This window comes from Enterocloster lavalensis (genome assembly GCF_046603895.1).
GTDB lineage: Bacteria > Bacillota > Clostridia > Lachnospirales > Lachnospiraceae > Enterocloster > Enterocloster lavalensis.
Map to the genome: position 1 here is coordinate 3,453,666 of NZ_CP176637.1, position 15,188 is coordinate 3,468,853.

The following is a 15,188-nucleotide window of genomic DNA, read 5'->3' on the forward strand; positions in this document are numbered from 1 at the left end:
TAAGGAGGAAGAGTGATGAGCGAGGAAATAAGACTTGAAGTGAAGGAGGGTTGGGCTTTGCTGGTGGTGGACCGGCCCAAACAGTTCAACGCCTTCAACACAGGGATTGTGGAGGAGATGGACCGGCTGCTGGATCAGGTGGAGGCCAACAAGGATATCCGCTGCCTGGTGATCACTGGGTCGGGGGAAAAGTCCTTCATCTCAGGTGCGGACATCGGGCAGATGGGGAGCGACGGCTACACGCCGGCGGACGCCCACTATCTGATCACCTGTGGTTACAAGGTTTATAACCGGGTGGAAAGCCTGAACATCCCCGTGATCGCAGCGGTAAACGGCTACTGTCTGGGCGGGGGCCTGGAGCTGGCCATGTGCTGCGATATCCGGATTTGCAGCGCCAACGCCAAGTTTGCGCTGCCGGAGATCAACCTGGGAATCATTCCGGGCTGGGGCGGAACCATCCGCCTGCCGAGAATTATCGGAGAGGGCCGCGCCAAGGATATGATTTACCGCGGCAAGAAGATCGATTCCGCCACCGCATTGAATTACGGGCTGGTGACGGAGGTGTACGAGGACGTTGCGTCCCTGCGAGCAGGGGCGGAAGCGCTGGCCGCAGAGCTGGCATCCAAGGCGCCCATCACCATGGAGATGGACAAAAAGATGGTGAACCGTTCCATGTTCACGCACAACGATCTGTTGGATTCCCTGTGCCTGTCCTATTGCTTTACAACCCTGGATTCCCGGGAAGGGATTTCGGCCTTTCTGGAGAAGCGGCCCGCCAAATTTGAGGGACGCTAGAGGAGGACAGGGATGAAGCAATTTCCATTGGAACATAAAACTGCTGTGGTAACCGGCTGCGCCGGAGGAATCGGGGCAGGGATCGCCCTGGGCCTGGCGGAGGCCGGGGCCGATATTGTGGGAGTGGACCTCCAGGATCTGGAGGAAACTGCCGCGCAGGTGAGGACTTTGGGGAGGCGCTTCCTGGCGTTCCGGGTGGACTTATCCGATCGGGAGGCCGTGGATGCGGCGTGGACGCAGATTCTGGCGGAAGCCGGGGGCGTCGATATTCTGGTGAACAACGCGGGGATGCAGTACCGGCAGAACGCCTATGAATACCCGCTGGATGTATTTGACAAGGTGATTGCGGTGAACCTTCGGGCCGGATACCAGTTGGCCCAGCTGGCCGCGGGGCATTACCGGGCGGAGAAAAAGAGAGGAAAGATCATCAACCTGGCGTCTCTCTTCTCCACCTTCGGCGGCGTGAACGTCAGCGGCTACACCTGCAGCAAACACGGCGTGGTGGGCATGACCAGAGCGCTGTCCAATGAGTTTGCGGCAGATGGCATCTGTGTGAACGCCATCGCGCCGGGATACATTGCCACGGAGCTGACAAAGGCGATCTGGAGCGATCCGGAAAAAAGCAGGCCCATGGATGAGCGCATCCCCATGGGGCGCTGGGGAAAACCCCAGGATTTCGCCGGACCGGCGGTGTTTTTGGCCTCGGAGGCCTCGGATTACGTTTCCGGGATTGTGCTGCCCGTTGACGGGGGCTATTCAGCCCGGTAGATCAAAACGCGTTTCGTTTCTATTTCATTACAATAAAACAAAAAACTATATGAAAAAGCAGGAGGGAGTACATGAAAAAATTAGTTTCAATGATCTTAGTAGGTGCCAGTGTGTTATCGTTATGCGCATGCGGAGGCGGATCTTCTACCCCGGCAACAACGCAGGCTCCGGCCGACACGACCGCAGCCCCCGCAGATTCCAAGGCTGAGGAGACCACCACGGCCGCTGCTCAGGAACCGGCGGCTTCCGGCGAGAGCTACACGTTCCGCTGCTCCACCAACCACGCAGAGAGCTTCTGTACTTCTGTTGGTTTGGCTAAATTTGCAGAGTTGGTGAAAGAGAGAACCAATGGAAGAATTAACATCGAAATGTACTATGACGCGGTGCTGGGCGATGAGAAATCCGCCATCGAGCAGGTTCAGTACGGCGGCCTGGAGTTCGCACGCGTGAATATCAGCCCCCTGGCTGAGTTCGTGGACGGCTTCAACGCGCTGATGATGCCCTACATCTATACCAGCAACGAGCATTTCTGGAAGGTTCATGAGGGCGAAATCGGTATGGGAATGCTGAAGGGCGAGGATATGACCAAAGCCGGAATGTATGGACTGACCTACTATGACGGCGGAACACGCTGCTTCTACAACTCCAAGAAGGAAGTTCACACTCCGGCTGATATGAAGGGACTGACCATCCGTGTACAGGAATCCAGCCTGATGATGGGAATGATTGAGGCTCTGGGAGCCAGCCCGCAGCCCATGCCCTTCGGTGATGTTTACTCCGGATTACAGACCGGCGTTATCGACGGTGCGGAGAACTCGATTGCCCAGTATCTGGAAATGTCCCACTATGAAGTAGCTCCCTATCTGGCCCTGGATAACCACGTCCGCGCTGCCGACTGCCTGATTATGAGTGAGAAAACCAGACAGATGTTAAGCGCAGAGGATATGGAGATCATCGAGGCTGCGGCTCTGGAGTCCTGGGATTACCAGAGAGAGCTGTGGGCAGAAGCTGAGACAGCGGCTCTTGAGCAGTTGAAGGATTCCGGCGTTACCGTTACCGAGCTGACCGCTGAGGAGTACCAGCAGTTTGTGGATGCCTGCGCGAGCATGGTGAGCGGCTACGAGGGCGGAAAGTACCAGCCGATTCTGGATCAGATCGCGGCATTAGCAGATTAAGACAGTCAACGAAAATAGAACAGACTAATTTTACAAAGAGCCCGCGCCGTTTTTGAGGGCGGCGCGGGGGTGGTGAAATGAAACGGAAGCGATATAAGTCTGTAGCGGAGAGTACGGCCGGCTTGTAATGAAATCCGGCTGTACTTTTTTAAAAGGAAAGAATCAGGGGAGGGAGGCGCAGAATTGATGAAAACCCAGAGCATTCTGGTCAGGGGACGGGAGGCAAGGCTGCTGACCTGTCACACCGCCGTGGTGGGCAGCGGGGCGGCGGGCTACGCCGCCGCAAACCGATTGTACGAGGCCGGGCAGCGGGATATTGTCATACTGACAGAGGGGGTGGACAAGGGAACCTCCAGAAACACGGGATCGGACAAACAGACCTATTACAAACTGAGCCTGTGCGGCGGCACGGCTGACTCGGTGGAGGAGATGGCCCGGACCTACTTCGCGGGCCGGGGGATGGACGGGGATCTGGCCTTGTGCGAGGCTGCGTTCAGCCCCCGCTGCTTCTACTACCTGTGCGAGGCGGGCGTTCCCTTCCCACACAACGCCTTTGGAGAGTACAGCGGATATAAGACCGACCACGATCCGGCCATGCGGGCTACCTCGGCGGGGCCGCTGACCTCCAAATACATGACGGAGTGCCTGGAACGGCGGGCCAGGGATCACGGGATCACGGTGTATGACAACTGGCTGGTCATCTCTATTCTGGTGAAGGAATCACAGTGCGTGGGCCTGATGGCCCTCAACCGCCAAAGCGGGGAGTATCTGCTGGTCAACGCGGCCAACGTAGTCTACGCCTCCGGAGGCCCGGCAGGGGTTTACAAGAATTCCGTCTACCCCTCCAGTCAGAGCGGAGCCACAGGGATTGCTCTGGAGGCGGGAGCCGCCGCCAAAAACCTGGCGGAATGGCAGTACGGAATCGCGTCCCTGAAGTTCCGCTGGAACCTGTCGGGCACGTACCAGCAGGTGCTGCCGCGGTACGTGTCCACGGACTCGGAGGGGAAGGACGAGCGGGAATTTCTGGAGGGGCAGTTCGACAGCCCCAAGAGTCTGTTGACGGCGGTTTTCTTAAAAGGCTACCAATGGCCTTTTGATCCGGCCAAGGTGAAGAACCAGGGTTCATCCATGATTGATATGTTGGTGTACCGGGAGACGGTGGAGAAAAAGCGCCGGGTGTTTCTGGACTACCGCAGGAACCCGGAAAGCTTAAACCGCCTGGGAACGGACTGGCTCACGCGCCTGGGAGATCCCGCCGCCTCCTACCTGGCACAGTCGGGAGCGACCCAGGACACCCCCATCGGCAGACTGCTGCACATGAATCCAAGGGCAGTGGAGTTGTACCGGTCCCACAACATTGATCTGGAGACGGAGATGCTGGAAATCGGCGTCTGCGCCCAGCACAACAACGGCGGTCTGGCCGGGGACATGTGGTGGGAGAGCAACCTGTCCCATTTCTTCCCGGTGGGCGAAGTAAACGGCTCCCACGGCGTTCACCGTCCCGGGGGCAGCGCTCTCAACGCAGGCCAGGTGGGCGCCTTGCGGGCTGCGATCCGCATTGCGAAGGTCTACCGGCAGGGCCCCATGGAAATCCGGGATTTCCTTCAGACCGTGAGGGAGCAGGCGGAAGAAAAGATGCGCCTGGCGGAGCAGTTTGGGGCTCCGAAGGAAGACGGGCTTTCGCCGGTTCAGGTGAAGGAAAAGATCGGCTGTATCATGTCCGCTGGAGCGGCCCACATACGGGCAGCAGACCAAATTTTACAGACGGCGGAGTCTCTGCGGGAGATTCGCCGGGAGTTGTTGGAAGGGATATTTGTAAAAAATCCCCAGGAGTTAGCCCAGGCATTTCAAACTTATGACACATTGATCAGCGCCGAAGCATTGACGGCAGCCATAAATCATTATATAAAGGAGGGAGGGGAGAGTAGAGGCTCTTATCTGATAAAAGAAAACGCGGCGGATGAGAACTTTCTGGACGGCCCGGACCTCTTTGGGGACAGCGTTCAGGAACTCCGGATGAGAGACGGAGCGTTCCAGGTCCGCTGGCGTCCGGTCAGGCCGATCCCCCCGCGGGATTTATGGTTTGAAAATGTGTGGAAGGAGTATGAATCATATGGCAACTCTTAAAGATGTAGCGCAGAGGGCGGGGGTATCCGTCAGCACGGTGTCAAGGGTATTCAGCGGCACCGCATTCGTTGAGGAAGGGACAAAGGCACGGGTTTTGGAAGTGGCGGAGGAGTTAAACTATTACCCCAACGCCCTGGGGCGTTTTTTGAAAAAGCGCCAGACCAGGAACATCGGGGTGCTGATTCCCGATATCCGCAACCCCATTTTTCCGGTTTTGGTCCGGGCCATGGAGGATAAGGCGGAGGCCTCCGGATACACGATCTGCCTGTGCAACACCGATGAGAGCGCGGCCAAGGAAGAAAAATATATGAAGGTTCTACAGTCTGTCTGGGTGGACGGAATTGTGGTTGCCACCGGAGGACTGTGTGACAAATGGAACAACATTGAAGGTTTTTTTAACCGGAATGTACCGGTTGTCAGCCTGATCCGTAAGGTCAACGACCAGATGGATCTGATCGCCTCCGACCACAGGGGCGGTATGAAGCAGGCAATCGACTATCTCATCAATCAGGGACGGAAGAAAATCGCGGTCTGCAAAGGGCCGGACAACATACTGGCATACCATGAGCGCATCACGGCGTACCGTGAGCGGATGGAGGCGCTGGGCCTGTACGACGAGCGCCGGGTGATCGATATCATGCCCTACCAGAGCCCGACGGACAGCAAGGAAAATGCGGGCCTTAAGCTGCGCGAGTATCTGGACCAGGGCGTGGAGACGGACGCGATCATCGCGGCCAACGACGTCGCCGCCATGCAGTGCATCTGGGCGATCACAGAGCGGGGACTTAGGGTCCCGGAAGATATCGCCGTGATCGGCTTTGATAACGTTGACATCAGCTGCATGACCACGCCGCCGCTCACCACCGTGGGACAGCCGCTGTACGACATGGGGGAGAAGGCCATTGATCTTCTGATTCAGAAAATCGAGGACCCAAGGACCTCCGGTATGGTGCAGACCATCCGGTTCGCGAACCAACTGATCGTCCGTCAGACTACATAAGGAGAAGCTATGATCAGCGGAAGGACAGAATATTATGCAATTTTGGGGAATCCCATCGAGCAGGCGCTGTCGCCCATCATTCAGAACGCGGCCTTTGAGGCCCGGGGACGTGATGCGGTCTTTTTGGGTTGCCGGGTGGAGCCGGGAGAGCTGGAACAGGCCGTGCAGGGGGCTAGAGCCCTTCATTTTTCAGGGTTGGCGGTAACGATGCCATTCAAACGGGAGATCATCCCGCTTCTGGACCGGATTTCCCCAAAGGCCAAAGCGCTGGACGCTGTGAATGTGGTGGCGGTGGAGGAAGGCCGCTTTTGCGGCTACAACACCGACGGGGACGGCTTTGTCCAGGACTTGAGGGCACGTGGGATTTCCCTTGAGGGCGGGGAAGTCCTTCTGTTCGGCGCCGGAGGAGCGGGCAGGGGAATCGCCCTGTCCCTTCTGGAAGCAGGTGTGAAAAAGCTTTACATCTGCAATCTGTACGAATACGAGGCACGGGGCGTTATGGAGATGCTGGAGGGCTGCGGTTATGACTGTGCGGAGTACATTCCCTTTAAACCGGAGGCGGTCCGGGCTGTCTGTGATAACGTTTGCCTGATCGCCAACACCACTTGCCTGGGGATGGGGGAACGGCCCTCGCCCCATGTGGACCTGGTTCCCTGGGAGGACCTTGACCGGGAAATCGTGTTCGCGGACATCGTACATAAACCATTAAAGACACAGCTTCTCAGAAAGGCTGAGGAGCGGGGACACCGGATCGTAACCGGGGACGGCATGCTGCTTCACCAGGGAATCCTGGCATACAGACTGCTCACCGGAGAGGAAGCGCCGGAACGCTCCATGAGGGAGAAGCTGGACCAATGGCTTGCCATGGAGCAAGGAGGTTGAATAGATGAAGAAGTTAAGAGATATTTTAGTGGGCTTATTTAATATTATTTTTAAGATATTGTTCGAATACTCGAAGTATGTGCTGATTGCCATTGTGGCCATTGTAAGCGCCCAGGTGGTGGCGCGAAATCTGTTCAAGGGGAGCATTATGTGGTCCCAGGAGGTATCGCTGCTGCTGATCGTATGGATGACGTTTCTGTCCATGGCCATCGGCTCGGAAAAGAACCTGCACATCGGAGTAGAGTTGTTTTATTCATTTTTTCCCAAGCCGGTACAAAAGCTCTGCGACGGAATTAACAATGTAATCGTGTTAATGATAGGGGCATTTCTGGGTATATACGGGACTCGCCTGGTTATAAGCACCATGAGTTCCACGCTGGCGGCCACCAAATGGCCGGCGGGCGTCCTGTACCTAATGATTCCGGTGGGCGGCTGGTGTATGTTTTTCTTCAAGATGCTGGACTGCTTTGGCTGGAAAAAATACAAGAAAACCGACCTGGATGAGAAACCCGAGGCGGCAGAGGAGGAGGAAACCGTATGAATGTGAATATAGAGGCGGCCATCGCCATTTTGATGATATCGTTTTTTGTATTGGTGATCATCCGGCTTCCGGTGACCTTTGCGCTGATTATTTCCACGGCCCTGACCATGCTGTACTGCAAGATTCCGCTGATGACCATGGTGCAGCAGATGTCCAAAGCTGTGAACTCGTTTTCACTGCTGGCAATCCCATTTTTCATCCTTATGGGTGAGATTATGGGAGCAGGGGGAATATCGTCCCGGCTTCTGGAGTTTGCCAACGTCTGTGTGGGCCACCTGCGGGGCGGTCTGGCCCATGTGAATATTCTGGCCTCCATGTTCTTCGGGGGGATTTCCGGCTCCGCGGTGGCCGACGTGTCCTCCCTGGGTACGCTGGAAATCCCGATGATGGAGAAAGCGGGTTATGACCGGCCCTTTGCTACTGCGGTCACCGTGTCCAGCGCCTGCCAGGGCCTGATCATTCCGCCCAGCCACAACATGGTGCTGTATTCCATGGCGGCCGGCGGTATTTCCGTGGGACGGCTGTTCTGGGCAGGATACGCACCCGGCATATTGCTGGGAGTCTGCCTGATGATTCTCTGCTGGTTTATGTCCATCAAGCGCAATTATCCCAAGGGCGAGCGGGTGCCGCTGCGCCACGCCGTCAAGGTGACCAGGGAAGCGTTTTTTGCAATTTTTGCCATGGTGATCATCGTGGGAGGCGTCTCCTGCGGCCTGTTCACCGCTACGGAGTCTGCGGCTATCGCCTGCATTTACTCCTTCCTGGTGTCCATGTTCATTTACAAAGAGTTGAAAATGCGCCATATGCCCAAGGTGCTTTCCAACACCGTGAAAACGTTAGCAATGGTTTACAGCCTGATTGCGGCGGCTGGAGCGTTCAGCTGGATTCTGGCGTATCTGAGAATTCCGGCCAGAGTGACGGATCTGCTGCTGGGGATCAGCGACAACCGGTTTGTGGTTCTGATTCTGATTAACCTGATCCTGCTGTTTTTGGGCTGCATTATGGATATGGCGCCCCTGGTATTGATTATGACCCCTATTTTGCTTCCGGTTGTGCAGAAGTTCGGCATGACTCCCATCCAGTTCGGAATCGTGCTGATGCTGAACCTGGGAATCGGCCTGTGCACGCCGCCTGTGGGCTCCTGCCTGTTCGCGGGGTGCGCCATCGGCAAGATCAGCATCGAGGAAACCACAAAGGCGTTGCTGCCCATGTATGCGGTAATGGTCGTGGCCCTGCTGCTGATTACCTTTATTCCGGCGATTACCATGACGCTTCCGAATATCGTGATGCCGTAGGCGGCCGGATTTATCAATAACAAGTTAGGTAGGTATCAACGTGGAGAGACGAAAAGTAGCCCTGGTGACAGGGGCAAGCAGAGGAATCGGGCTGGCGGTTGCCACACAGCTGGGGCTGGACGGTTTTAGGATCGCGGCGGTTGCCACCCGTGAGGAAGAAAATTACCCGGAGGCCGGAAAACGGCTGAGAGGGGCCGGTGTGGACTACAGATGGTTTGCTGGAAATATCGGCTCCGGGGAGGACCGGAAACGCATTGTCGCCCAGGTGGTGGAGGCGTTTGGCAGAATCGACGTGCTGGTAAACAATGCAGGGGTTGCGCCCAATGTGCGGGCGGATCTGCTGGAGATGTCCGAGGAGAGCTATGACCGGGTGATGGAGATCAATGCCAAGGGGACCATGTTTATGACCCAGGCGGTGGCCCGGCAGATGATGGCCCAGGAACAGACCGGCGCAAAGCGTGGGACAATCGTCAACGTGTCGTCCTGCTCCTGCGAGGTGGTGTCCTTAAACCGTGGGGAATACTGTATTTCCAAGGCGGGAATCTCCATGGTGACAAAGCTGTTTGCGGCCAGACTGGCCCCGGAGGGAATTCTGGTGTTTGAGGTGCGCCCGGGTGTGATTGCGACAGATATGACCAGCACGGTGGAGGACAAGTATAATCATCTGATTGAGGAAGGGGTATTTCCCATTGCCAGATGGGGCAGGCCGGAGGACGTGGCGGACGCGGTATCCGTGTTTGCGGGGGAGAAGTTTCTGTACAGCACGGGCAATTACATCGACGTGGACGGGGGATTCCATATCCGCCGGCTCTGATGATCGGAGGCGAAGGTAACGGTATGAAAAAACGAATGAGCGCTCGGGAAGCGGCCGGGCTGGTGCGGGACGGTTCCTGCGTTTGGCTGGCCGGAGGCGGAGGGGGAATCAACGATCCCTGCCATTTTCTGGGAGAGCTGGAACAGTGTTTTCTGGAAACAGGCCATCCCAGGAATATGACTCTATGCCACAGCGCGGGAATGGGCGACAAGCAGGGCGGCGGGGCCGACCATTTTGCCCATGCCGGGATGGTGAAAAAGGTGGTGGGAAGCCACTGGACCTGGTCGGTGCGCATGCAGGAGCTGGCCGCAAAGGAGGAGATCGAGGCATATGTGCTGCCCCAGGGCGTGATGTCCCAGATGACCCGGGATATCGCGGGGGGACGGCCTGGGCTGATCAGCCGCATCGGGCTTGGGACTTTTGTGGATCCCAGAGTGGAGGGCGGCTGTATGAACCGCCGCTCTACGGAACAGCTGGCTCAGGTGCTGGAGATCGGGGGGAGGGAATATCTTCTCTACAAGGCATTTCCCATCGATGTGGCGGTGATCCGCGGATCCACCGCCGACGAGGATGGAAATATCAGCTATGAGCAGGAGGGGATTGTGCCGGAAGCCCTGTCAGCGGCCCAGGCAGCCAAAAATTCCGGTGGAATCGTGATCGCCCAGGTGAAGCGGGTAGTGGCCCGGGGGACCATAAAGCCGCTTCAGGTGAAGGTACCTGGGGTGCTGGTGGACGCTGTGGTGGTGGACCCGGAGCAGCGCCAGTCCCTTCTTACAGACTATGATCCGTCCCTGTCCGGGGAATACCGGGTGGTGACCGAGGATGAGGACAGTCGGATGCCCTTGACGGAGCGCAAGGTCATCGCCAGGCGCGCGGCCGAGGAGCTTGGGGAGAACGACGTCTGCAACCTGGGATTCGGCATGCCGGACGGTGTGGCGGCCGTGGTGAAGGAGGAGCGGGGCTTGCCGCCGGTTTTATCTGTGGAGCAGGGCATCATCGGGGGGATTCCCCAGGGCGGAAGCAACTTCGGCCTGGTGCGCAATCCAATGGCGATCTTGGATCAGCCCTACCAGTTCGACTGGTACGACGGCGGCGGCCTGGATGTGACGGTGCTTTCCTTCGCGCAGTTTGACCGCCACGGAAACGTCAACGTGAGCAAATTCGGTGGCCGGATCAATGGAGTTGGCGGATTTATCAACATTTCCCAGGGCGCTAAGAAGGTGGTATTCGTGGGAACCTTTACCGCGGGGGGATTTCGCGCCCAGGTGGAGGAGGGAACGATCCGCATTATGACCGAGGGCAGGAACAAAAAACTGGTGAGCCAGGTGGAACAGATCAGCTTCAGCGGCGCTTATGCCAGGGAGAACGGCCAGAAGGTGGTGTTTGTGACGGAGCGGGCGGTGTTCGAGCTGACGCCGGAGGGCGTGAAATTGACCGAGATCGCTCCAGGTATGGACTTAAAGCGGGATATACTGGATCAGATGGAGTTTGTGCCGGTGATGGACGAGGAGATCAAAATCATGCCGGCAAGATATTTTAAAGCATAAGCAGGAGGGTAGAACATGAAGCAGCTGCAGCTGAAAGAGGTGGAAAAAACGGTGGAGTCCATTCCCATGGGACAGAAGGCGTATTTTTCAAAAACGGTGACGGAGGGGGATGTGGCCCTGTTCGCAGGAATCACGGGCGCCTTTGAGCCGCTCAGCATGAACCAGGAATTTGCGGAGAAGACGCCGTATTTAAGCCGCATGGTCCAGACCATGCTGTTGGCCACCTACACATGGCCTGTTTCCACTCAGATCGCCTCCCCGGGCGCGGTGACCATCGCACAGGAGTCCACATTCTTAAAGCCTGTGAAAATCGGAGATACCATTACGGCGGTGGGAGAGGTGACGCAGAAGATAATGGAAAAGAAAATCGTGATCGTGCGTACCACCTGTTACAATCAGGACGGAGAGATGGTGATGGATGGTTCTGTTGTGGAATTGATGCGGGTGCATTAGGAGGGGGGACGAAAAAGTGGCTATGATGCAGTTTGAACAAAAAACGGTGGACACCCTGAAAATTGGAGATTTTTCGCTGTTCACAAAGACAGTCAGCGAGACGGACATTGTGCTGTACGCGGGGATTTCCGCGGATTTTGCGCCGGTCCATCTGAATGAGCAGTATGCGGCTCAGACGCGTTTCGGCAGCCGGATCGCCCATCCCATGCTGTTGGGCACTATGGCAGGAGGCGCGATCTACCGCCTGCTCTCCCCAAGCTCCATTTGCGTAAAGCGGGAGTTTGAGGTGATCGCTCCGGTGTTTGCGGGTGAGACGGTGACGATCCGGGCGGAGATTGCGTCTCTGGACCGGGAGTACAACCGGGTTGTGGTGGAGTTCGAGTGCTATAACGTGAAGGAGGAGCTGGTGCTTCGCGGCAGTTCCCTGGAGGCCCTTGATTTGGTGGAAGGAGAGCAGGTGAAGGCATGAGTCTGGAAGGAATCGTATTAAAGAAGATGGAGGATATCAAGGTGGGCGATGTGGCCTACTTTTCCAAGACGGTGACGGAGGCAGACATCATGATGTTCGCGCAGCTGTCCGGCGACTACGCCCCTCAGCACGTCAGCGCGGAGTTCGGTAAGACCATGATGTACAAATCCAGAATCGCCCACGGCATGCTGACCGCGGGTCTGATCTGTCCGGTGTTAAACCGGCTGTGTGGAGACGGCTCCGTCACCTACTCCCAGGAGATCAAGTTCAAATCCGCGGTGCTGTTAAACGATACGGTGACGGTCCGTGGCGAGGTTGTGGAGTTGATTCCTGAGGAAAACAAGGTGAAGATCGATGTGGTGTGCCGCAAGCAGGGCACCGGCCCGGAGGACCGGCCGCTGATCCTGGCCGCCTTTGTACAGAAACTGGAGATAACATCGCTGGACGTTTAGGTTCAGAGGGAAAGGAAAAGGAATTTTCATGAAAGTTGGAATTGCATGTGAATCATCGTCATTTCTGCTGAAGGAAGCGGTGAAGAAACATTTGACCGGCCTTGGATACGAGGTGGTGGACGTGGGACAGCAGACGGCAGAGGACAACGTGCTGTATTTTGAGGCGGCTGCGAATCTGGCGAAGCTGATCCAGAGCGGGGAGTGCCAGCGTGGAATCGCCATCTGCGGTACCGGAGCGGGCATCAGCATGGTCTGCAACAAATTCAGGGGCGTGTACTGCGTCGCCTGCGAGAGCGTATTCACTGCGGAGAAGATTTCCCTGATCAACAATGCCAATGTACTGGCCATGGGAGGCCGGGTTGTCAGCTGGGATATGGGGTGCGAGATGGCGGAGAAGTTCCTGGCAGGAAAGTGGTGCGAGGGATTTGCCGAGCAGCGCAGGCTGAACAATGAGAAGGGTTACGCCGTGCTGCAGGAAATCGAAGGGGGTATGTGACATGGCCGTGCATTTAAAGCCGGAGGAAACCAGGGGATACCATTCCCCGGAAAGCCTGGGTCTGGTGTACTGCTCTGCGGAGCGGGTGGAGATCACCGGGACGGAGCTGCTTAAGAGTGGAGACGAGGAATTGTGCCTGGTATGCATCGCGGGGAAGGCATTTTACCAGTGTGGAGGCGAGAGCGGGGAGGCGGTGCTCTGCGATATGCTCTATGTGCCGGTCCGATCGGATATCATTTTGTCCGGGAACGGGGCCGTGTTCATGCGCTTCGGGGCTCCGTGCAGCCGTCAGTACCAGTTTAAACACATTTCTTTCTCGGAGGTGAACGGGGACAGCCGGCACAAGGTATATGGGAAGGCAGAAAACGGAACCCTGCGGGATGTCTGGAATTTTATCGACGAGAAATTCGGCTCGGGCCGTTTCCTGACCGGTATCTGCTTCGGCCGGGACGGTGGATGGACCGCATGGCCGCCCCATGAGCACGGAGCGGAGCGCGAGGAGGTTTACGTGTATTTTAATATGGGTGAGAGCTTCGGTCTTCAGTGTGTATACAACGACCTGGACCAGGCGGAGGCCCATGTGGTGCGGGAAGGCCACCTGATCGCTATTCCGGAGGGTTATCATCCCAACTGCGGCTGCCCCTGCGGCGGTATCCGATACGTGTATTGCATGGTCTCCGTCAAGGAAGGGGATCGGGACTTTATGAACCTGCGCACTCAGAAAATCTATGGGGACCGCCTGGAATAGGGACGGCCATAAAGGAGAATGGGATGATCAATACTGCATCAATTATTAATGTGCCTTTTTTGCGCATGAAGGAGGATTTGGACGCTATGGTAGCCGGCGGCGTCCGGTATTTCCACATTGATCTGATGGATGGGCATTATGTGCCGAATCTGTGTATGCCCATCAAACTGATCCGGGAGCTGAAGGACGCCTATCCCCAGGTGGCGATGGACGTTCATGTGATGGTCACGGATCCCTGCGCTTATATTGAACGGCTGAAGGAGGCCGGGGCGGATTATATGGTGTTCCACACGGACAGCACCAATTTTGTCCGCAGGACCATCAATGAGATCCACAAGGTCGGTATGAAGGCGGGGATCGTGATCAACCCCTCCCAGCGTATCGATCACATAGCGCCCTACGCGGAGTATGTGGACATGGTGATGCTCATGGCGGTAGAGCCGGGCTTTGCGGGCCAGCCCTTGCTGGAGGGAAGCATGGAGCGGCTGCAGGAGATAGCCGACCTGCGCAGGCAGTACGGCTGCAAGTTCCTGATCTCCGTGGACGGCGGGATCGACCACGAGCGCTGTCTCCGCTGCAGAGAGATCGGCGTGGACATGATTGTGGGAACGGTGCACAATATTTTTAAACAGCCGGACGGACTGAAAAGCGCGTGTATGCGGTTTGAGAGAGAGTTCGGGAAGATGGCGGGCGGGGAGTAACCCCCGCCCCTTTTTGCGTTTCTCTTACGGAAGTTCCCTTGTAGGAAAAGTGGGTTTGTGCTATGATAGAGAATGCGGCGCCGACAATTTTGAGAAGGATGGGTGAGGGGAATGCAGTTGGATAAATCCAGTTTTACGATACCGAATAAGAGAAACGAGGCATTGGAGGAGCTGATCCGCGAAAATTCCACATGCGTTACCTATCCGGCCAAGCGCGTTTTCCTGGAGCCGGGCATGGAGCCGCAGGGGGTGTATTATATCGCGGAGGGGCGCACCAGGCATTACATGATGGCGGGCGACGGCACGGAGAAGATCCTTTATACCTTGTCTGCGGGCTGGTTCTATGGGGAGACGCCCGTGTCCCTGCAGGAGCCAACCGGCCTGTTTTCCAAGGCGGAGGTGAAAACGCAGATTTATATTATTCCGCTGTATACCTACGAGCGCCTGGTGGATACCAACAAGATGTTCCGGGACGCCATTATGGAAAATATTCTGAAAAAGATGCTGATTCTGCGCCACGAGATTGAGAACCTGACCTTCAACTCCTGTAAGGACCGCCTGAAACGGCTGTTCTGCTCCACAGCGGATACGGACCGGCTCATCGACGGCGGCTGGTACAAACTGAAGGTACATTATACCCAGTATGAGCTGAGCACGATTATCGGCGGCGCGCGGGTTACGATCAGCAAACTGATCAACGAGCTGTGCGACGAGGGATTTATCCGGATGCTGAACCGGAATGTCCAGGTGAACCAGGAAGAGTACCGGAAATTTATGGAAAATAGTTGATTTGATGTTTCGTGGAAATTAAAAAATAAAATACTGTCAGAGAACCTGTGCCCGGGTGGCATGGGTTCTTTTTTACTTTATAGGAAACTTCTCAAATCAGCGAAGATGGTGTATAATAGATTGGAAATAAAAAAGG

General features: G+C 56.5%; 17 protein-coding genes. All 17 read left to right on the plus strand.

What is annotated here, in order from left to right:
* Nucleotides 1-15: 15 nt before the first annotated feature.
* The 17 genes from ACK2JC_RS15420 to ACK2JC_RS15500 all read left to right on the plus strand — a co-directional run bounded on the left by ACK2JC_RS15420 (nucleotide 16) and on the right by ACK2JC_RS15500 (nucleotide 15,052).
* On the plus strand, nucleotides 16-795 hold the full coding sequence (locus ACK2JC_RS15420) for an enoyl-CoA hydratase/isomerase family protein (protein WP_092365848.1): 780 nt from the start codon (nucleotides 16-18) through the stop codon (nucleotides 793-795).
* Nucleotides 796-807: 12 nt separating this feature from the next.
* Nucleotides 808-1,563: an SDR family oxidoreductase gene (locus tag ACK2JC_RS15425; protein ID WP_276851275.1), complete on the plus strand. Its 756-nt coding sequence runs from the start codon at nucleotides 808-810 to the stop codon at nucleotides 1,561-1,563.
* 71 nt (nucleotides 1,564-1,634) lie between these two features.
* A complete protein-coding gene (locus tag ACK2JC_RS15430; protein ID WP_320937491.1) occupies nucleotides 1,635-2,738 on the plus strand; it encodes a TRAP transporter substrate-binding protein in 1,104 nt (367 codons plus the stop codon).
* Between the two features lie 186 nt (nucleotides 2,739-2,924).
* Nucleotides 2,925-4,865, plus strand: coding sequence for an FAD-binding protein (locus ACK2JC_RS15435; protein ID WP_368272139.1), 1,941 nt, complete (start codon nucleotides 2,925-2,927; stop codon nucleotides 4,863-4,865).
* Complete coding sequence (locus ACK2JC_RS15440) at nucleotides 4,852-5,865, plus strand: LacI family DNA-binding transcriptional regulator (RefSeq protein WP_166434548.1); 1,014 nt, start codon at nucleotides 4,852-4,854, stop codon at nucleotides 5,863-5,865. Before ACK2JC_RS15435 ends, ACK2JC_RS15440 begins: the two co-directional genes overlap by 14 nt.
* Nucleotides 5,866-5,874: 9 nt before the next feature.
* Nucleotides 5,875-6,747 carry a shikimate dehydrogenase gene (gene aroE, locus ACK2JC_RS15445; RefSeq protein ID WP_368272417.1) on the plus strand — a complete coding sequence of 291 codons (873 nt, stop codon included), beginning with the start codon at nucleotides 5,875-5,877 and terminating at the stop codon, nucleotides 6,745-6,747.
* Between the two features lie 4 nt (nucleotides 6,748-6,751).
* A complete protein-coding gene (locus ACK2JC_RS15450) occupies nucleotides 6,752-7,288 on the plus strand; it encodes a TRAP transporter small permease (protein WP_320937488.1) in 537 nt (178 codons plus the stop codon).
* Complete coding sequence (locus ACK2JC_RS15455; RefSeq protein WP_276851284.1) at nucleotides 7,285-8,583, plus strand: TRAP transporter large permease; 1,299 nt, start codon at nucleotides 7,285-7,287, stop codon at nucleotides 8,581-8,583. The genes ACK2JC_RS15450 and ACK2JC_RS15455 overlap by 4 nt, the downstream gene beginning before the upstream one ends.
* 40 nt (nucleotides 8,584-8,623) lie before the next feature.
* Entirely contained in the window at nucleotides 8,624-9,397 is a 774-nt protein-coding gene (locus tag ACK2JC_RS15460) for a 3-ketoacyl-ACP reductase (RefSeq protein WP_320937487.1), read from the plus strand.
* A gap of 23 nt (nucleotides 9,398-9,420) precedes the next feature.
* Nucleotides 9,421-10,944 carry an acyl CoA:acetate/3-ketoacid CoA transferase gene (locus tag ACK2JC_RS15465; protein WP_320937486.1) on the plus strand — a complete coding sequence of 508 codons (1,524 nt, stop codon included), beginning with the start codon at nucleotides 9,421-9,423 and terminating at the stop codon, nucleotides 10,942-10,944.
* A gap of 15 nt (nucleotides 10,945-10,959) precedes the next feature.
* On the plus strand, nucleotides 10,960-11,397 hold the full coding sequence (locus tag ACK2JC_RS15470; RefSeq protein WP_092365875.1) for a MaoC family dehydratase: 438 nt from the start codon (nucleotides 10,960-10,962) through the stop codon (nucleotides 11,395-11,397).
* Between the two features lie 22 nt (nucleotides 11,398-11,419).
* Nucleotides 11,420-11,866 carry a MaoC family dehydratase gene (locus ACK2JC_RS15475; RefSeq protein ID WP_320937495.1) on the plus strand — a complete coding sequence of 149 codons (447 nt, stop codon included), beginning with the start codon at nucleotides 11,420-11,422 and terminating at the stop codon, nucleotides 11,864-11,866.
* The gene (locus ACK2JC_RS15480) at nucleotides 11,863-12,318 is read left to right on the plus strand and encodes a MaoC family dehydratase (protein ID WP_276851289.1); all 456 of its coding nucleotides are present in this window, start codon (nucleotides 11,863-11,865) and stop codon (nucleotides 12,316-12,318) included. Before ACK2JC_RS15475 ends, ACK2JC_RS15480 begins: the two co-directional genes overlap by 4 nt.
* 28 nt (nucleotides 12,319-12,346) lie before the next feature.
* Nucleotides 12,347-12,814, plus strand: coding sequence for an RpiB/LacA/LacB family sugar-phosphate isomerase (locus tag ACK2JC_RS15485; protein ID WP_092365884.1), 468 nt, complete (start codon nucleotides 12,347-12,349; stop codon nucleotides 12,812-12,814).
* Between the two features lies 1 nt (nucleotide 12,815).
* Nucleotides 12,816-13,562: a 5-deoxy-glucuronate isomerase gene (locus ACK2JC_RS15490; protein ID WP_276851291.1), complete on the plus strand. Its 747-nt coding sequence runs from the start codon at nucleotides 12,816-12,818 to the stop codon at nucleotides 13,560-13,562.
* Between the two features lie 23 nt (nucleotides 13,563-13,585).
* Nucleotides 13,586-14,263 carry a ribulose-phosphate 3-epimerase gene (locus ACK2JC_RS15495; protein WP_320937485.1) on the plus strand — a complete coding sequence of 226 codons (678 nt, stop codon included), beginning with the start codon at nucleotides 13,586-13,588 and terminating at the stop codon, nucleotides 14,261-14,263.
* A gap of 111 nt (nucleotides 14,264-14,374) precedes the next feature.
* Nucleotides 14,375-15,052, plus strand: coding sequence for a Crp/Fnr family transcriptional regulator (locus tag ACK2JC_RS15500; protein ID WP_107435551.1), 678 nt, complete (start codon nucleotides 14,375-14,377; stop codon nucleotides 15,050-15,052).
* Nucleotides 15,053-15,188: the final 136 nt, after the last annotated feature.